Origin of the sequence: Solwaraspora sp. WMMA2080, from assembly GCF_027497395.1 — a bacterium.
Classification (GTDB): domain Bacteria; phylum Actinomycetota; class Actinomycetes; order Mycobacteriales; family Micromonosporaceae; genus Micromonospora_E.
In genome coordinates this window covers 2,789,313-2,807,197 of record NZ_CP114910.1, presented here as the reverse complement: position 1 = coordinate 2,807,197, position 17,885 = coordinate 2,789,313, and the positions used below count along the sequence as shown (strand labels likewise).

The window sequence follows — 17,885 nt, the reverse complement described above, 5'->3', positions numbered from 1 at the left end:
CGTTCGCTGTCACCGTTGCCGCAGCTCGCGGCGGGACAGACCGAAGGCGAACGCGGCCAGCAGAGTCGCCCCGCAGGCCAGGAAGACTGCTGTGCTGCCGTACCGGTCGACCACCAGGCCGGCGGTCACCGTGGACAGCGGGAACAGGCTCAGTGCCGCGAAGACGATCGCGCTCATCACCCGGCCCAGCAGGTGCGGCGCGGTGCTCTGCTGCAAGGTGGTGATCACCAGTACGTTCGTGACGGTGCTGGCCAGACCGGCCACCACCAGGGCGAGCACGGCGCCGAGGTAACCGGCGAACGGCACGGCCGCGATCGCCAGGCCGAGCACCATGCCGGCGAGCATGGCCGTCGCGCCTCGCCGGGGCAGCCCGGCCAGGCCGGCGGAGAACAGTCCGCCGACCAGGGAGCCGGCGGTGAACGCGGCCAGCAGCCCGCCCAACCCACCCGCGCCGGCGGCCAGCTCGCCGTTGCTGAGCGACGGTAGCCCGATCCGGACCATGCCGCCGACGGTCAGGTTGGCGGCGGCGGTCACCAGCAGCACGGTACGCAGCAGTGCAGACTCGCGTAGCAGCCGCCAGAAACCGACCGGTGGCGCGTCCGCCGCTGGTGGCGGTGGCGGTGGCACGGTGCCCCGTCCGACGCCGCCGATCATCGCCAGGCAGACCGCCGAGACGGCGAACGTCGCCGCGTCCACCCCGAACGCCACCGCCGGGGAGAGCACGGCCACGACGAGCCCGGCGACCCCCGGGCCGATCATCCCGGCGGTGAAACTCGCGGTGCTGTGCAGCCCGTTGCCGGCCTGCAACTGGTCGGCGGGCAGCAGCCGCGGGGTGATCGCGTAGGCGGCCGGCTGGAACAGGCCGGCACCCAGGCCGGTGCCGGCGACCAGGACCGCGATCACCGGTACGGACGGGTCGCCGGCCACGGCGGCCGCGACGATGCCGGCGGTGAAGACGACCCGGCTCAGATCGGAGATCAGCATCACCCGCCACGGGCCGATCCGGTCGGACAGGATCCCGCCCAGTGGTGTCGTCGCCAGGCGGCACACTCCGTACCCGGCGACCAGCATGCCCAGCTCACGCCCACCGCCGCCGAGCTGGTAGACCAGGAACGGCAGGGCGACGGCGTGGAACGCGTCGCCGAACACGGACACCAGTTCGGCGGCGAACAGCAGACGGTAGCCGCGCGAGCGCAGCGGCGCGAAACTGAGCTTCGGCCGGAACCGCCGGGCCGCCGTCGTGGCCGCCGTCCCGCCCGCCGCGGTCTCCGACGTCGAATCAGTCGCCGAGTCGGTCAAGGAGTCAGCCATCGAGGGCCACCGGCAGCGACTCCAGCCCGCGGAGCATGATCGTGTTCCGCCACGGTAGTACGTGCTCGTCGGCGGCGAGGCTCAGGCCGGGGTGTCGGTCCAGCAGGGCGCCGAGCGCCAGCTCGCCTTCGAGTTTGCCGAGGAACGCGCCGAGGCAGCGGTGCAGACCGTGGCCGAACGCCAGGTGCCCGGTGTCGCCCCGGTCCAGGATCAACCGGTCGGGGTCGGGGAACCGGTCCGGATCCCGGTTGGCGCCGCCGAGCGAGACGAGCACGAGCTCACCAGCGGGAATCCGTACACCGTCGATGTCGACCTGCTCGGTGGTGAACCGCAGCGTCGCCATACTGACCGGCGACTCGTAACGCAGAAACTCGTCGATCGCGGCCGGCAGCGCCGGCCGGTTCGCCAGCAGCCATCGGAGCTGGTCGGGGTGGCGCAGCAGGGCGAGGGTGGCGGTGCCGAGCAGGTTGACGGTGGTCTCGTGGCCGCCGATGAGCAGCAGGAAGACCATCCCGACGATCTCGTCGTCGGTCAGTTCGCCGGCGTCCCGGGCGGCCAGCAGGCCGGTCAGGATGTCGTCACCGGGATGGGACCGCCGGTGTCGCAGCTGCCCGCTGATGTAGTCGGTCATCTCACTGAGCGCGGTGGCGAAGTCCGCCGGGTCGTCGCTGTGCGTGAGGATCGCCGTCGACCAGGCGCGGTAGGCGGCCCGGTCCTCGGCCGGGAAGCCGAGCAGCTCACAGATGATCAGCATCGGCAGCGGGAAGGCGAAGTCCTTCACCAGGTCCACCGTCCGGCGTCCGGCGATGTCGTCGAGCAGCGACGTGGTGATCCGGTCCACCATCGGCCGCATGGCGGCCACCCGCCGGGCGGTGAACGCCGCGTGGATGAGCCGCCGCAGCCGGGTGTGGTCAGGCGGGTCGCTGTTGAGCATGTGGACGACGTCACCACCGAGGGTGACCCCGGCGACCCGGTTGTCGGCGAGCGCCTGGGCGCGGCGGGCGTCCTGCCCGAACCGCGGATCGGCGAGCGCCGCCCGCACGTCCCGGTACCGGGCGATCACCCACATCGGCAGCCCTTCGTCGCTGTGCAGGATCGACACCGGGCCGTTGGACCGGATCCGGGCCAACGTCGGGTACGGGTCGGCGATGTACGGCACCTCGGGCTGCGTCGCCGTACCGGTCACGGTGTCCATGGCCCTCCTCGCGGAGATGGTTGGTGAAGGGAAACCTCGGTGGTGCTCATACGGCCAGCGCCGGGAACGGCCAGCGGTACGCCGGGGTCGGCAGCCACCACAGCTGCCCGGCCTGGGCGGCGATCAGCCGGGCGTCGGCCAGGTCACGGCGCACCGGCGCGGGCACCTGCCTGGCCGGTACCCCTTCGAGCAGCTGTCCGATGGCAGCCAGATGTTCCGGCTCGTCGATGGTGATCAGCTCCAGCGCACCGGCTCGCCGGTCCCGGACCTCGACGAACCCGGGCCCGCGCCGGAACACGCACTTGCCGAGGAAGAACGAGTCCCGCCAACCGCGTATCGCCGGGTCGACGGCACCGGCGGCGCCGTCGACCCGGTCCGGCGGGTACAGATGGTCGAACAGGCCCTGTCCGGCGCAGCCGTCATGGCAGCGGGCCACCCAGTCGACCGCGACGGCACGGGCGGTGAGTTCCCGGATCAGCACCAGGGCGCGGCCGGACGCGGCCCCGGTGTCCGGGCACAGGTCGACCGGGTCGGGCAGTCGGGCATGCCGCACGCCGGCCCGGTGCAGCTCCGCCACCATCGGCCGCCACGCGCCGGTGATCCGCCGGGTGCCGAACGACATCCCGCTGACCTGGGCGGCGTCGGGCAGGTAGTCGCGGGACAGCTCGATCTCGATCGCACACCTGGTCCAGTCGGTCGGGCCGGTGGACCTGGGTGGGCTGCTCGGGCTGAGCTGTGTGGTGACGTCAGCCGACGACGACGGCATGCGGTTCCTCCTCGCTGTGCCGAGCGGCGGTGGTCCGGCGGTGGTCCGTCCGGGCCAGCACCTGGTTGTCGGACTCGACCGCGAGATGCACCTGGTAGCCGTCGTCGTGGAACAGGATGCCCAGCTTCGACCAGCGGTCCAGCAGCGGTCCGACGACCGCCGCCCCGCCGGGCACCTTCGCGGCGAGGGTGGCGGCGGTACGCGGCTGATCGAGCAGCCGGAACAGGGCGATCTCCGGTTCCGTGGTCAGCTGCAGCACTGTCCAGTCGTAGGCCTCGCGTTGGCTGACCAGCACGATGCGGTCCGGCAGTTCCTGGTAGGTGAGTCGGCTGACCGGGTACCGCGCCTGCCAGGTGGCGAGGGCCGCGTCGAGGTCGGCGGCCCCGGTCCGGTCGATGCCCTGCGGCACCGACGTGAAGATGTACGCCAGGTCGGCGAGCTCCGCCTCGGGCAGCCGGTAGATCTCGGCGTACTGCGGTGCCGGCCGAAGGTCGGCGAATCCCAGCTCCGGGCGGTCGAAGTAGGGGCTGAACCGTTCGATGGCGATCCGGGCGGCCCCCATCGGCGGCTCGAGGTGATGCAGCGCCGGCAACTGGTCGATGATGCCGGTGTAGTCCTGCGCCGTCTCGCCGGGGAACCCGTACAGGTAGTTCCAGCTGGCTGTCACCCCGGCGCTCTGCGCGTCGCGCAGCGCCCGCACGTTCTGGCAGCCGGTCACCCCTTTGTCCATCAGCCGCAGCACGTGGCTGCTGAGGTTCTCCACGCCCGGCTGGACCTGCACCGCGCCGGAGTCGTTGAGCTGCTGGAAGTGTCGGCGGCGCAGGTTGGCCTTGACCTCGAAGTGCAGGCGGACGTCGTACTCCGATTCGGCCAGGCGCTGCAGCACCGAGTCGAAGTAGGCCATGTCGAGGATGTTGTCGACCACGATGAAGTCGAGCAGCTGATGGCGTCGGGCGAGGTCGAGGACCTCGTCGAGGAAGCGGGCCGGGCTCTTGCTGCGGAACTGCATGAACGATCCGTTGAGTCCGCAGAACGTGCAGTGGTGCTTCTCGCCCCACCAGCAGCCGCGGGAGCCTTCGACGACCAGCCTGGGCGCCACCCAGTCGGCTGCCGTCGATGCGTCCAGCCGGTCCAGGTAGCCGGTGTAGTCGGGGGCGACGATGTCGGCGGGCGGCAGCGGCCGTGACGACATCGGGTTGGCCCGGGCGACGCCGTCGGTGTCGCGCCAGCACAACCCGGAGATGTCGGCGAGCCCCGATGAGCCGATCCGGCCGGACCCGTCGGCCGAGTTGAGGGCAGCGAGCAGCTGCGGGAAGGCGACTTCGCCTTCGCCGCGTACCACGTAGTCGACGTAGCGGAAGTTGCGGTGCAGCGCCGCTCCCTGCGGACCGTCGCAGTTGGCCCCGCCGAACACGATCCGGGTGCCGGGCCGTGCCTGCTTGACCAGACGGGCGACGGCGAGGCTGGCGGCGTTCTGCTGGAACGTGGTGGTGAATCCGACGACGTCCGGCGCGGCGTCAGCCAGTTCGGCGGCGAGTTCGCGGATGAAGCCGGGCACCAGCCGGTGCATCGCCCGGGTCAGCGCGATCTCGGCGTCGGTCGAGCCGCCTTCGGTGAGCAGCCGGGCATACGGGTCGAACAGCCGCTCCTCGTCGTCCAGCAGCCCGGAGAAGACCCAGTCCCCGGCGCCGAGGAAGTAGGAGGACTCAGAGAAGTAGCGGTAGTCGGCGAGCGTGAAGTTGGTGACCCCGGTCACCCAGTCGACGAAGTCGATGTTGGCGTAGCGGACCTGTACGTCGTGACCGGCCCGGCCGGCCGCCGCGCGCAGGATGCCCAACGCGAGCGACGGCACGTCGATCGACCCCCACGGCATGTGCAGCAGGACGACTTTCACTTCGGCCCCTCTCCGACGGTGGTGGGCGTCGTTCCGGAGCGGCAGGCGCTCTCGCTCCGGAACGACGCCGTCGATCGTGCGGTCAGCACGGACCTGTCACTCGCCGGCGGGTGCCTTGTCGGCCGCCGCCTCGGTCACGTCGTGCCGCCTGGCCGGGACTGCCCGGTCCATGTCGAGGAGCATCTTGACGATGACCGCCCCACGCTCCCGCTCGCTGGTGGTGATCGGGTCGTGACGTACGCTGCGTCGCTTCATGCCATTCACCTCCCTCCCTGGCTGGCTGTCAGGAACGAACGACCGTCCACTTCGGTCGTCCGGCTTCGGTCCGGTCGCGGCACCGTGTCGGCGTGAACACCGTGTCGGCGTACCGGAGCAGTTCGTCGAAGGTCCGGGTCTGCCCAGCGGCGTCGCCGTGGTGGCCGCCGGGCATCCAATGCAGCCGGTGCGGCACCCGCCGGTGCCGCAGCGCGGCGACGTAGCGGCGGATCTGGTCCGGCGGGCAGCGGTCGTCATCGGTGGCGGCGGCGATGAACAGCGGCCCGTGGACCCGGTCTAGGTAGGTCGTCGGGTCTGCGGCGCGGTACCGCTGCGGTACGTGGTCGGGCCCGCCGCCGAACAGTTCGTCGTCGACCTCACGCAGCGCGGCGGTGGCGCCCCGGTGCGCCGCTGGGTAGTCGGCGATCGGGCAGACGGCGAGACCGACCGCCCAGTCGGCCGGCGCGACGCCCATCGCGAGCAGCACCAGGTAGCCGCCCCACGAGTAGCCGCACAGCCCGGTCCGGCCCGGCTCGGCCACGCCGAGGTCGAGCAGCTTGCGGCGTACGGCGGCCAGGTCCTCCAGCTGCGCCAGACCGACCCGGTGGTTGAAGTTTCGCTGCCACCGTGGCCCGTATCCGGTTGATCCCCGGTAGTTGGTACGCGCCACCGCGTAGCCGGCGCGTACCAGCAGCTCCACCCTCGGGTCGTAGGCGTCCCGGTCGTGCAGGTACGGCCCGCCGTGCACCAGGAACAGGGTCGGCCATGGTCCGGTGCCGGTTGGGGTGGCCAGGAAACTGTGGATCCGCCCGTACGGCTGGTCGGTCCACAGTTCGGTGCGTCCGGCGGGGGTGGCGGGGTGGTTGGTGGGTCGGGTCCGGCGGGCCGGCTGCGCGGTGGCCGTACCGGGGTTGGCGACCAACCGGCGGGGTGGCACCGAGTCGCTGGTCCCGATGTAGTGGATCGCGCCGTCGGGGGCGACGGCCAGGTCGAGGATGGTGCCGGATGGGGTGGCGACGGTGATCTGCTCGCCGGTTTCGGGGTCGGCCAGTAGCAGCCGGCTGCGCCCGGCCCGGTCGTGCTGGACGAGGATCCGTCCGTCGTCGCCGTACCAGTGGGCGGTGATCTCCGACTCGTATGACAGGCCGCTGGACAGTTCGATGCCGCGGTCGCGCCGCCAGGTGCCGACCTGGTATCGGTTCGGCGTCTCGACGACGATCAGCAGTTCCGGATCGGGTCGGTCGCCGGGGCGGAACTCCAGGGCCCAGATCCGCTGCTGGTCGCTCCCGGCGACGGTGTCGGTCCGTCCGTCGGTGAGCCGCACGACGCTGACCGCCGTCGCGGCGTCGGCCCGGGCGGCGAGCGCGATGGTGTTTCCGTCGCCGGCCAGGTCGACCAGGGCGGTGTAGCCGGCGCTGACCGCCACCAGGTGACCCGGTCCGCCCGGTTCTCCCACATAGCAGCGGGTCTGCCGGCCGGTGCCGACGCAGACCGCAGCGCGGCGGCCGGTGGCGTCGAAGGCGATGCCGTGCTGCCGGCCGGGCGGTAACCCGGTCAATGCCAGCGGCGGCCGGCCGGCCGTGTCCCGACCGGCTGCGAGTCGACCAGTCTCCGTCTGACCGGGGTCGACCGGCTGGCGGCGCCAGACACCGACGTCGGTCCGGTCCGCGTCGAACCACCAGAAGTGCCGGCCGTCGGGCTCGATGTCGCAGGCGGACACCCCGTTCGGTGCGGCGGTGCGAATTCGACGTCGGTCTGTCTCGACGTTCCAGGTCAGGACCTGGGTAAGGTCACCGTCGTCGTGCAACTCGACGGCCCTGGTCGGCTGGTGCGCAGCGAAGGCAGGTACGTGTGGTGTGTTCACAACCACCCCGATCGGGTCGCGTACCACACCGAGCGTAATTGATCTGCTTCTATTGGTAAAGAAGATGTTCGACTGTCGGCTGAATCACCTGGTCGCCGGCGTGGGTGCGGTGCTGCCCCGGACGACGAGAGTGGTGCCGATCTCCACCCGGTGTTGCGGCAACACGCCACCGTTGGCCAGCGCGAGTACCATCCCGGCGGCGGTCGACGCCATCTCGGTCAGCGGCTGGCGCACGGTGGTCAGCGGCGGGCAGCACCAGCGGGCGTTGTCGATGTCGTCGAAGCCGACCACACTCAGGTCGTCCGGTATGCGCAGGCCGAGCCGCCAGGCTGCACTGTAGACGCCGAGGGCCTGTAGGTCGTTGCCGCAGAGCACCGCCGTCGGCCGATCGGGCCGGTCGAGCAGGTCACGCCCGTGTGTCTCACCGTCCTCGAAGAAGAACCGGCCACTGCGGACCAGGTCGTCTTTCAGCTGTACGCCGACGGAGTCCATCGCCGCCCGGCAGCCCTCCAGCCGCGCGCGGGAACCGAGCATGTCCAGCGGGCCGCTGATCACGGCGATCCGCCGGTGCCCGAGGCCGAGCAGGTGGCGGGTCGCGGTGATGCCGCCGTTCCAGTTGGTGGCGCCGACCGACGGGGTCGGGTGGGCCGGTTCGCCGACCGGATCCAGCGCGACCAGGGGGATGGCGCTGGCGGCGAGTTGGGCGTGCTGCTCCGGAGTGAACGCGGAGTAGACGGCGATCACCCCGACCGGTCGGCGGGCCAGCAGTTGCTCGGCCCAGGACCGGCCCGGTTGGGTGCGGCCCTGCACCTCGGTGAACCCGACGGAGAGCTCGGCGGTCCGGGCGACCAGCTCCACTCCGCGCAGGATCTCGATCGCCAGGTGGCTCTCGAGTTGATAGAAGACGACCTCGATGCCGGCGGTCGGGGAGGCCGAGCCGGGCCGCTGGTAGCCGTGCTCGCGAACCAGTGCCTCGATTCGACGGCGGGTCTCCAGCGCCACTCCGGACCGTCCGTTGAGCACCTTCGAGACGGTGGGTTTCGAGACGCCGGCGAGCTCGGCGATCGTCGCGACGGAAAGGTCGCCACGGCGGCGTCCGCGTCGCTGACCTTCTGGCGGCCTACCGGTCGCCGGTGGGTGGTCCGGGTGGGTGGGGGCGTGGTCCACGACCGATTCGCCAACCTTCCGCTTGATCTGGGGCATCGCCCGGCTCATGCTACGGAGTGTCGAAGCGTTTCTATGCGCATGTCTCGATGTTGGTCCGACGCCGACCTTGAATCTCGAACCGTATCTATCGATACTAGTAACTGTTTCGAGCCGGAGTAAAGCGGGAGCCTGGGCAGCCCCGCGTCGAATCCCATCCTGCGTGCGTTCCGCAGGAACCACATGAGACTCATAGCCAAGATGCTGGCCGCCGCCGCAGCATCCGTCACCGGGGCGGCGGCAGCGACCCGGTCGGCATCCGGTCGATGATCAGCTACGTGGAGCAGCGCTACAACACCGATCCGAACCGGATCTTCGCCACCGGCGTCTCGTCCGGCGCGATGATTACCAACGTGATGCTCGGCGTCTACCCGGACGTCTTCGCCGCCGGCGCGTCCTTCGCCGGGGTGCCGTTCACCTGCTTCGCCACCACCGGCGGTTCCGAGTGGAACAGCCAGTGCTCGGGCGGGCAGATCGTCCGTACCCCCCAGCAGTGGGGCGACGCGGTCCGCAACAGCCTGCCCGGCTACTCGGGCCCGTGGCCCCGGATGCAGATCTGGCACGGCACCAACGACGACACGCTGCGCTACCCGAACTTCGCCGAGCAAATCAAGCAGTGGACCAACGTGCACGGGCTGAGCCAGACCCCGACCTACACCGACAGCCCGCAGGGCAACTACACCCGCACCCGGTACGGCAGCTCAGGCGGGATGGCCCCGGTCGAGGCGATCAGCATGCAGGGCACCGGGCACAACCTGCCGGTCGACGCCGCCCAGGTGATCCGCTTCTTCGGCCTCGACGGCACCGCTCCGCCGACGACGGCTCCGCCCACCACGGCGCCGCCGACGACGGCTCCGCCCACCACGCCGCCGCCGTCCGGGGCCTGCCGGGTCACCTACGGGGTGAACGCGTGGAACAACGGGCTGGTCGCCTCGGTGACCATCGCCAACACCGGCAGCGGCGCGGTCACCGCCCGCAACATGTCCTACAACGCCACCATCTCGCCGAACGGCTCGCAGAGCATCGGCTTCCAGGCCACCCACTCCGGCAACAGTGGTAGGCCCAGCTCGTTCACCCTGAACGGCACCCCCCCCCTGCGCCGTCGCCTGATGTGCGCCACGGTGGTGGGGGGCCGACCGGACGGACGCCCCACCACCCGTACGCGATGGAGGACAGCATGCTCAAGGTGGGAATTATCGGTGCGGGCGGCATAGCCGGTACGCACATCGCCGGTTACCAGGAGTTCGGGGAGGACTGCCGGATCACCGCCGTCTGCGACGTGACCCTGGCGAAGGCGCAGGAGCGCAGAACGACCTTCGATCTCACCGACGCCCGCGTCTACGACGATGCCGGGGCCCTGCTCACCGCCGAAGAGTTGGACCTGGTCAGCATCGCGACACCGCCGTCGACGCACGCCGACATCACCATCGCGGCCCTGCGCGCGGGTGTCAACGTCCTGGTGGAGAAGCCGATGGCTCCGTCGTTGCAGGAGTGCGACGCGATGATCTCCGCCGCCACGGAGTCGGGCAAGCTTCTGTCGGTCGTCGCGCAGAATCGGTTCCGCGACGACATGGCCACCTTGAAGGCGGTGCTGGACTCTGGTCTCATCGGGCCTGTGTCACACGTGCAGGTCAACTCGTCGTGGTGGCGGGGGCGGCCGTACTACGACCTGTGGTGGCGGGGGACCTGGGCGTCCGAGGGCGGCGGCTGCACCCTCAACCACGCCATCCACCACATCGACCTAACCATGTGGATGCTCGGTCGGCCCTCGGCGGTCACCGCGATGCTGGTCAACTCGCAGCACGACAACGCCGAGGTCGAGGACCTGTCCGTCGCGATCCTGCAGTACGACCGGGCGCTGGCCCAGCTCACCAGCTCGGTGGTGCACCACGGCGAAGAACAGGAGATCGTCATTCAGGGCGCGTACGCTCGGGTTTCCCAGCCATGGCGGGCAGCGGCCGAGACCAGTGCACCGAACGGGTTCCCCACCCCGGGTGGCAACCCGGACCTGCTCGCCGACCTCAATGCTCTTGCGCAGGCGCGCCGCCCGTTGGCACATGTCGGGCACACCGGCCAGATCGGCGACGTCCTGCGTGCGGTCCGCGACGGGGTGGCACCTGCGGTGAGCGGCACCGACGGACGCAACGCGGTCGAGCTGGTCACCGCGATCTACGAATCGGGGATCGAACGCCGGCCGGTGGCCCTCCCGCTGTCCCCGGACGATCCCTACTATCAGCGCGGCACCCTGATACGGCGTGCGCCGCGTTTCTTCGAGAAGACTGTTGCGGTGCGGGACCTGCCCGGTGCCATCACCGTCGGCGGCACCGCCGACCACGACAACTGAGGAGACGGACACGTGACGAAGGTCAGTGGGGCGACGTTCGCCCCGGATCCCTTACCGACCCCGGTGGTGGCACCGGGGGAGTTCGTCTTCGCCGCGGTCGGCCTCAACCACGGGCACATCTACGGCATGAGTTCCGGTCTGCTCGGTGCCGGCGCCACCCTCAAATGGGTGTACGACCCCGACCCGGCCAAGGTCGACGCGTACCGTCAGCGGTTCCCGCAGGCGCGGGTGGCGCGTGACGAGGCGGAGATCCTTGACGACGACGCGGTCCACCTGGTGGCTGGTGCCGCCGTCACCTCGCAACGGTGCGCTCTCGGCCTGCGGGTCATCGCGGCCGGCAAGGACTACTTCACCGACAAGGCCCCGCTCACCACCCTGGAACAGCTGGCCGAGGCGCGCGAGGCGACCGCGCGCACCGGACGCAAGTACGCGGTCTACTACTCGGAGCGGATCCACGTCGAGGCGGCGGTGCTGGCGGGTCAGCTCGTCCAGCGGGGTGCCATCGGTCGGGTGGTGCAGGTCATGGGCCTGGGGCCGCACCGCCTGTCCGCCGCCGGCCGCCCGGACTGGTTCTTCGTCAAGGAGAAGTACGGCGGCATTCTCTGCGACATCGGCAGCCACAACGTCGAACAGATGCTGTACTTCACCGGCTCGACCGACGCCGAGATCAGCCATTCCACCGTCGGCAACTTCAACCACCCCCAGTACCCGGAGCTCGACGACTTCGGCGAGCTGAGCCTGGTGCTGAACAGCACCGCGACCGGCTACTGCCGGGTGGACTGGTTCACGCCCGACGGGCTGCGTACCTGGGGTGACGGGCGGACCTTCATCCTCGGCACCGACGGCTACATCGAACTGCGCAAGTACGTCAACGTGGCGACCGACGCCGGCCCCGGTCACGTCTTCCTCGTCGACGGCACGGGCGAGCACCATCTGGTCGCCGCCGGTCAGGTCGGCTATCCGTACTTCGGCCAGCTGATCCTCGACTGCCTGCACCGGACCGAGAACGCCATGACCCAGGCCCACGCGTTCAAAGCGGCGGAGCTCAGCGTCCGTGCCCAGCAGCAGGCCAGGGTGATCCGGCACGCCGTGGACCGCTGACTTCTTCGGCGCCGTGTATCGCTCTGGGAGCCCTGACCGGTTCCCGAGCGATGCATCAAGCCGAGGAAGCCTCATAACAGATATTTTTGGATAATAAGTGCATATAGGCTTCTGCTTGCTTATGGTCTTGAGCAGTGCGGGACCCCCCAACGCCCGTCGAGGAACTTCTACTGACCTTTCGGGACGCTGCGGGAGTAGCTGTGACCAGTGAGCGACGCCTACGTCGACGACTCAAACAAGCCCAAACCCCGGCCAAGGTGGGCTATCTCCTGCTGCTCGCCGCGACGACCGGTAGCTTGACGCCGGTGGTGCAGCCGGCCGCTGCGGCAGAGGTCCGGCAGTTGGGGGATGTGCGTCCCAGCGCAGAGTCATCGCTCGTCACACCTGGGCCGCACGGGCACCGTGCCGTCTGGTACCCCGCAGCGCCACTGCGCGACGACCCGGCGATTGGCGATCGCGAACGCTGGCAGCCGGGCCTTGGGCCGCAGGGTTGGCAGCGCTCAGAAGACGAATGGCGTCGACACAAGCCGAGCCGTGGCCCTCAAGGACCGCAGGGCGCTCAGGGTGCGCAAGGGGCACAGGGCGCTCAAGGTGCGCAGGGTGCGCAGGGCGTTCAAGGGGCACAGGGCTTCCAGGGTGCGCAGGGTACGCAGGGAGCACAGGGTGCGCAGGGTGTGCAGGGTGCGCAAGGTGCGCAGGGCGTGCAGGGCGTGCAGGGCTTCCAGGGCGTGCAGGGCGTGCAGGGTGCGCAGGGTGCGCAGGGAGCACAGGGTGCGCAGGGCGTGCAGGGTGCGCAGGGTTTCCAGGGCGTGCAGGGCTTCCAGGGCGCGCAGGGTGCTCAGGGTGCGCAGGGAGCACAAGGCGTTCAAGGTGCGCAAGGTGCGCAGGGCGTTCAAGGCGTGCAGGGTGCGCAGGGCTTCCAGGGCTTCCAGGGCGTGCAGGGCTTCCAGGGCGCGCAGGGTGCTCAGGGTGCGCAGGGAGCACAAGGCGTTCAAGGTGCGCAAGGTGCGCAGGGCGTTCAAGGCGTGCAGGGTGCGCAGGGCTTCCAGGGCGCGCAGGGTGCGCAGGGTGCGCAGGGCTTCCAGGGCGTGCAGGGAGCTCAAGGTGTGCAGGGAGCGCAGGGCTTCCAGGGTGCGCAGGGTGCGCAGGGTGCGCAGGGTGTGCAGGGCGCTCAAGGTGCGCAGGGCGCTCAAGGTGCGCAGGGTGCGCAGGGTGCGCAGGGTGCGCAGGGTGCGCAGGGTGCGCAGGGTGCGCAGGGTGCGCAGGGTGCGCAGGGTGCGCAGGGTGCGCAGGGAGCACAGGGTGCGCAGGGTGTGCAGGGTGCTCAAGGGGCGCAGGGCTTCCAGGGCGCTCAAGGTGTGCAGGGTGCTCAAGGTGCGCAGGGTGCGCAGGGTGTTCAGGGTGCGCAGGGCTTCCAGGGTGCGCAGGGTGCGCAGGGTGCGCAGGGCTTCCAGGGCGTGCAAGGAGCTCAAGGAGCTCAAGGTGCGCAGGGAGCTCAAGGTGCGCAGGGAGCTCAGGGTGCGCAGGGTGTGCAGGGTTTCCAGGGTGCGCAGGGTTTCCAGGGTGCGCAGGGCTTCCAGGGTGCGCAGGGTGTGCAGGGTTTCCAGGGTGCGCAGGGTGTGCAGGGCGCTCAAGGTGCGCAGGGCGCTCAAGGTGCGCAGGGTGCGCAGGGTGCGCAGGGTGCGCAGGGAGCTCAAGGCGTGCAGGGCTTCCAGGGTGTGCAGGGAGCTCAGGGAGCTCAGGGAGCTCAAGGTGCGCAGGGCTTCCAGGGCGCTCAGGGCGCGCAGGGTGCGCAGGGAGCTCAAGGAGCTCAAGGTGCGCAGGGAGCTCAAGGTGCGCAGGGAGCTCAGGGTGCGCAGGGTGTGCAGGGTTTCCAGGGTGCGCAGGGTTTCCAGGGTGCGCAGGGCTTCCAGGGCGCTCAGGGCGCGCAGGGTGCGCAGGGAGCTCAAGGCGTGCAGGGCTTCCAGGGTGTGCAGGGAGCTCAGGGAGCTCAGGGAGCTCAGGGAGCTCAAGGTGCGCAGGGCTTCCAGGGCGCGCAGGGCGCGCAGGGTGCGCAGGGAGCTCAAGGCGTGCAGGGTGCGCAGGGTGCGCAGGGAGCTCAAGGCGTGCAGGGTGCGCAGGGTGCGCAGGGAGCTCAAGGCGCGCAGGGCTTCCAGGGTGTGCAGGGAGCTCAGGGAGCTCAAGGTGCGCAGGGCTTCCAAGGCGCTCAGGGCGCGCAGGGTGCGCAGGGAGCTCAAGGCGTGCAGGGTGCGCAGGGTGCGCAGGGAGCTCAAGGCGTGCAGGGTGCGCAGGGTGCGCAGGGAGCTCAAGGCGTGCAGGGTGCGCAGGGTGCGCAGGGAGCTCAAGGCGTGCAGGGTGCGCAGGGTGCGCAGGGAGCTCAAGGCGTGCAGGGTGCGCAGGGCTTCCAGGGTGTGCAGGGAGCTCAGGGAGCTCAGGGAGCTCAAGGTGCGCAGGGCTTCCAGGGCGCTCAGGGCGCGCAGGGTGCGCAGGGAGCTCAAGGCGTGCAGGGTGCGCAGGGTGCGCAGGGTGCTGATGGCGCTCAGGGCGTGCAGGGTGCGCAGGGCTTCCAGGGTGCGCAGGGTTTCCAGGGTGTGCAGGGTGTGCAGGGAGCTCAGGGAGCTCAGGGAGCTCAGGGAGCTCAAGGTGCGCAGGGCTTCCAGGGCGCTCAGGGCGCGCAGGGTGCGCAGGGAGCTCAAGGCGTGCAGGGCGCGCAGGGCTTCCAGGGTGCGCAGGGTGCTGATGGCGCCCAGGGGGCCCAGGGGGCCCAGGGCGACACCGGTGCTCAGGGCTTCCAAGGTGCCCAAGGCGGACCTGGTGTGCAAGGTGCCCAGGGCGACACCGGCGCTCAAGGCGCGCAGGGGGCCCAGGGTGTTCAGGGCTTCCAGGGCCCGCAGGGTGAGACCGGGGCACAGGGCGCTCAGGGGGATACCGGCCCGCAAGGCTTCCAGGGCGTGCAGGGTCCGCAGGGTCCGCAGGGTCCGCAGGGTCCGCAGGGTCCGCCCGGCGATGATGACCTAGCAGGCCCTCAGGGCGAGCGGGGCGAGGCCGGTCTCCAGGGTCCCCAAGGTCCCCAAGGTGCTTCCGGTGCAGGACTGACCAGTGTCTACGTCAACTCTGTGACGGCCGCCGGGGCCGGTCTCGTGACAGCCCGGTGCGCTGCGGGCGATGTTGCCACCGGCGGAGGCTTCAGCTCACAAGCAGGTGTTGAGACCAGTCGGCCTGTTCCTGCGGTTGGAACACCAAGCGGCTGGCAGGCCGAGCTGGGTGACGGTGGCGGGATGGTCTATGTCGTTTGTGTTGATGTCGAGTAGTGCACGTCCGAGTGGACGTCGTGCCAATTCTTAGTATTCGAGTTGCAGGAAGGTTGTCTCATGAAGATGAAGACGATGTTTAGCTCACTCGCGTGTGGTGCCGTGTTGCTTGCAGGGCTGCCGGCGTGTACTGCGGACCAGGGTGGAGGCAAAAAACCCGTCGGTGCAATCGGTGAGGATCCTGTTGCCCTCGTCGAGAAGGGCGTCGAGGAAGGTCAGGCCGGGGATATCGAGAAGGCTAAACAAACGTTCGAGCAGGTTCTTGCTGTCGACGAAAACAACATGTTGGCCTGGTATAATCTGGGCTACATCGCGCAGTCGCAGGACAGGATCGCCCAGGCAATCGATAGCTACGATCAAGCATTGGAAGCTGATCCTTTCTACAAGCCGGCCCTTTTCAACAAGGCCATCGCGCTCGAGAGTCACGATCGATCATCTGCAATTGATCTATATCGACAGATCGTCGAGCTTGATGGCGAAGCTTCCACCGCATACCTGCGGTTGGGGCTGTTGTTGGTGAGCGAGGGTGACGAAGTCGAGGCTCGTGAGGCGTTCGGAGAGGCGGTGCGGCTCGACGGGGCGCTGCTGGAGGGTGTCCCTGAAGAGTACCGCGACGACGCTGATGAGGCTACCCGGGTCAGTGAGTGAGTGAGTGGAATGAGAAAGCCATCTGTGACGGTCTTTACTGGTAGTAATCGGACCCGGTTTCTGGATGAGTGCCATCAGTCGCTGCAAGCGCAGACGTTCGACGACTGGGAGTGGGTCATCGTTCTGAACCAAGGGAACCGCTGGCGGCCCGAGGTGCCGGATCAGCGAATTCGCCTGGTGGTGCAGGATGAGGTGTCGGGCGTTGGTGCGGTCAAGAAGCGGGCCTGTGCGGAGGCGTCGGGCGACATACTCGTCGAGTTGGACCACGACGATCTTCTTGCTAGCGACTGCCTCGAAAAGGTGGTTGATGCCTTCGACGAGAATCCGGAGGTCGGCCTGGTCTACAGCGACACCGCCCAGATCGCTGAGGACGGTAGTCGCGACGACAGTCGTTTCTCTGCTGATCATGGTTGGCGATATCGGGACGTCCGGGTTGATGGCTGCGAAGTGCTGGCCTGCATGGCGCTGCCGCCGACGCCGCACAATGTGAGCTACATCTGGTACGCGCCGAATCACGTGCGAGCATTTCGCCGCGACATCTACGAGAAGTCCGGCGGGTACGACGAGTCGCTTGACGTTGCTGACGATGCCGACCTCATGTGTCGCATGTATCAGCTGGCGGATTTTCATCACATCCCGGAGTGTCTCTACCTTCAACGGATGCATGCAGGAAATACGCAGCGCGTGCCGGAGATGAACGCCCGGATTCAGCAACGGACAGTGGAGGTATATGATCGCAACGTGCAGTTGAATGCGCTGGCGTGGGCCAAGCGGCAGGGTCTGCTTGCGCTCGACCTGGGTGCGGCACACAACAAGGTCGAAGGTTACCAAGGTGTCGATGTCCACGCCGGACCTGAGGTGGACATGATCTGTGACATCACCAAGGGCCTGGATCTGCCGGACAGCAGCGTTGGAGTGATCCGGGCGAGTGACTTTCTGGAGCACATCCCGGACAAGATCGCGTTGTTCAACGAGCTGTACCGCTTGTTGGCGCCTGGCGGGATGCTGTTGTCGTTGACGCCGAGCAGCGACGGCAGGGGCGCGTTCCAGGACCCGACGCATGTTGCCTTCTACAACGAGAACTCGTTCTGGTACTTCACGGACCAGCAGTACGCCAAGTACGTACCGGAGATTACGTGCCGTTTTCAGGTGTCCAGGTTGGTTACCTACTTCCCGACCGACTGGCACCGCGCGCACCACATTCCGTACGTGGCGGCCAACCTGATCGCGATCAAGGACGAGGTGCGAAACGGGGGGCTGTTGGCGGTCTGACGTGGCGGTTGCCGGAGAAGCCGGCCCTGCCCAAGGCGGCCGCGCGAACCCCGGACACAAGCTATCGCGGGAGGAATTGACTCGGTTGGCCCGTCCACGACACATGCAGCGCTTCGCGGGCGTGGGTGCATGCCGGCCTCGGCCAACGCCGCCTGCACCGGGTCCAGCCTGGCCTTGAACCGGGTGCAGCCGGCGACCTCTGCCGGCCGTACGCCCCGGTCGAGCCACTCGCGGGCCCGCTGCACCAGCGCCGCCGCCTCGGCCGGCTCGTCCGGAAACCCGGCTACCGTCGGCCGCCGACCTCGCAGCAGCGACCGGTAGCCGGTCAGGTTGTCGCGGCCGTCCCCGTCGAGCAGCCCGGTCGACCAGGTGAGGATCTCCGCCGTACTGCGGTAGTTGATTCGCAGCCGGAAGCTGCGCCCGGCGGTACGGATCCCGAGCGCGGCCAGCGACACTTTCGCGTCGTTGATCCGCTGATGCGGATCGCCGGTGAGGAAGGTGTCGTCCGGACCGGCCGGCACCGCTGCCCACAGCACCCGCCACTCCGCTGGGTGCAGATCCTGCGCCTCGTCAACCACCACGTGGTCGAACCGCAGAGACGCGTCCTCGGCGGCGCCGGTGTCGCCATCGGCGAGCAGCCGCGCCGCGTCGGCGCACAACTGCAGGTGGGTGGTGGCACCAGCGGCGGCCAACTCGGCGCGCAGCGCCTCCACAGCCTGGC

13 protein-coding genes and 1 pseudogene are annotated in these 17,885 nt (G+C 69.3%); 5 read left to right on the top strand and 9 right to left on the bottom strand.

Going from position 1 to position 17,885, the window contains the following annotated elements; genetic code table 11:
- Nucleotides 1-9: 9 nt before the first annotated feature.
- The 7 genes from O7543_RS12665 to O7543_RS12635 form a co-directional block, all read right to left on the bottom strand.
- The gene (locus O7543_RS12665; RefSeq protein WP_281553641.1) at nt 10-1,311 is read right to left on the bottom strand and encodes an MFS transporter; all 1,302 of its coding nucleotides are present in this window, start codon (nt 1,309-1,311) and stop codon (nt 10-12) included.
- Nucleotides 1,304-2,506, bottom strand: a complete 1,203-nt coding sequence (locus O7543_RS12660; RefSeq protein WP_281553642.1) for a cytochrome P450 — start codon at nt 2,504-2,506, stop codon at nt 1,304-1,306. The genes O7543_RS12665 and O7543_RS12660 overlap by 8 nt, the downstream gene beginning before the upstream one ends.
- Before the next feature lie 46 nt (nt 2,507-2,552).
- Nucleotides 2,553-3,272, bottom strand: a complete 720-nt coding sequence (locus tag O7543_RS12655; protein WP_281553643.1) for a DUF5825 family protein — start codon at nt 3,270-3,272, stop codon at nt 2,553-2,555.
- Entirely contained in the window at nt 3,253-5,166 is a 1,914-nt protein-coding gene (locus O7543_RS12650) for a RiPP maturation radical SAM C-methyltransferase (RefSeq protein WP_281553644.1), read from the bottom strand. The genes O7543_RS12655 and O7543_RS12650 overlap by 20 nt, the downstream gene beginning before the upstream one ends.
- 96 nt (nt 5,167-5,262) lie before the next feature.
- Nucleotides 5,263-5,421 (bottom strand): hypothetical protein, encoded by a 159-nt coding sequence (locus O7543_RS12645; RefSeq protein WP_281553645.1) that lies wholly within the window; start codon nt 5,419-5,421, stop codon nt 5,263-5,265.
- 28 nt (nt 5,422-5,449) lie between these two features.
- Nucleotides 5,450-7,291: a prolyl oligopeptidase family serine peptidase gene (locus O7543_RS12640; protein WP_348650130.1), complete on the bottom strand. Its 1,842-nt coding sequence runs from the start codon at nt 7,289-7,291 to the stop codon at nt 5,450-5,452.
- Between the two features lie 78 nt (nt 7,292-7,369).
- Nucleotides 7,370-8,500, bottom strand: coding sequence for a LacI family DNA-binding transcriptional regulator (locus tag O7543_RS12635; protein ID WP_281553647.1), 1,131 nt, complete (start codon nt 8,498-8,500; stop codon nt 7,370-7,372).
- 203 nt (nt 8,501-8,703) lie between these two features.
- Here O7543_RS12635 and O7543_RS12630 point away from each other — a divergent pair.
- The 3 genes and pseudogenes from O7543_RS12630 to O7543_RS12620 form a co-directional block, all read left to right on the top strand.
- A pseudogene (locus O7543_RS12630) lies at nt 8,704-9,702 on the top strand (PHB depolymerase family esterase); the annotation flags it as partial.
- Complete coding sequence (locus O7543_RS12625) at nt 9,666-10,832, top strand: Gfo/Idh/MocA family oxidoreductase (RefSeq protein ID WP_281567404.1); 1,167 nt, start codon at nt 9,666-9,668, stop codon at nt 10,830-10,832. The pseudogene O7543_RS12630 and the gene O7543_RS12625, both read left to right, overlap by 37 nt.
- A gap of 12 nt (nt 10,833-10,844) precedes the next feature.
- Entirely contained in the window at nt 10,845-11,933 is a 1,089-nt protein-coding gene (locus O7543_RS12620; protein ID WP_281553649.1) for a Gfo/Idh/MocA family oxidoreductase, read from the top strand.
- A gap of 500 nt (nt 11,934-12,433) precedes the next feature.
- Here O7543_RS12620 and O7543_RS12615 read toward each other — a convergent pair whose 3' ends face one another.
- Complete coding sequence (locus O7543_RS12615; RefSeq protein WP_281555471.1) at nt 12,434-14,782, bottom strand: DUF4573 domain-containing protein; 2,349 nt, start codon at nt 14,780-14,782, stop codon at nt 12,434-12,436.
- Between the two features lie 522 nt (nt 14,783-15,304).
- Between O7543_RS12615 and O7543_RS12610 the strand changes: the two genes are divergently transcribed.
- Nucleotides 15,305-15,892: a tetratricopeptide repeat protein gene (locus O7543_RS12610; protein WP_281553650.1), complete on the top strand. Its 588-nt coding sequence runs from the start codon at nt 15,305-15,307 to the stop codon at nt 15,890-15,892.
- A 24-nt stretch (nt 15,893-15,916) separates the two neighbouring features.
- On the top strand, nt 15,917-17,164 hold the full coding sequence (locus tag O7543_RS12605; RefSeq protein WP_281553651.1) for a glycosyltransferase: 1,248 nt from the start codon (nt 15,917-15,919) through the stop codon (nt 17,162-17,164).
- On the opposite strand, the gene O7543_RS12600 is transcribed toward O7543_RS12605, so the two are convergent.
- Nucleotides 17,059-17,877 (bottom strand): UvrD-helicase domain-containing protein, encoded by an 819-nt coding sequence (locus O7543_RS12600; RefSeq protein WP_281553652.1) that lies wholly within the window; start codon nt 17,875-17,877, stop codon nt 17,059-17,061. The genes O7543_RS12605 and O7543_RS12600 overlap by 106 nt on opposite strands.
- Nucleotides 17,878-17,885: the final 8 nt, after the last annotated feature.

Coding starts and splice junctions, on each gene's coding strand:
- O7543_RS12665 (WP_281553641.1), bottom strand. CDS start 1,311: ATGGCTGACTCCTTGACCGACTCGGCGACTGATTCGACGTCGGAGACC.
- O7543_RS12635 (WP_281553647.1), bottom strand. CDS start 8,500: ATGAGCCGGGCGATGCCCCAGATCAAGCGGAAGGTTGGCGAATCGGTC.
- O7543_RS12655 (WP_281553643.1), bottom strand. CDS start 3,272: ATGCCGTCGTCGTCGGCTGACGTCACCACACAGCTCAGCCCGAGCAGC.
- O7543_RS12625 (WP_281567404.1), top strand. CDS start 9,666: ATGCTCAAGGTGGGAATTATCGGTGCGGGCGGCATAGCCGGTACGCAC.
- O7543_RS12645 (WP_281553645.1), bottom strand. CDS start 5,421: ATGAAGCGACGCAGCGTACGTCACGACCCGATCACCACCAGCGAGCGG.
- O7543_RS12610 (WP_281553650.1), top strand. CDS start 15,305: ATGAAGATGAAGACGATGTTTAGCTCACTCGCGTGTGGTGCCGTGTTG.
- O7543_RS12660 (WP_281553642.1), bottom strand. CDS start 2,506: ATGGACACCGTGACCGGTACGGCGACGCAGCCCGAGGTGCCGTACATC.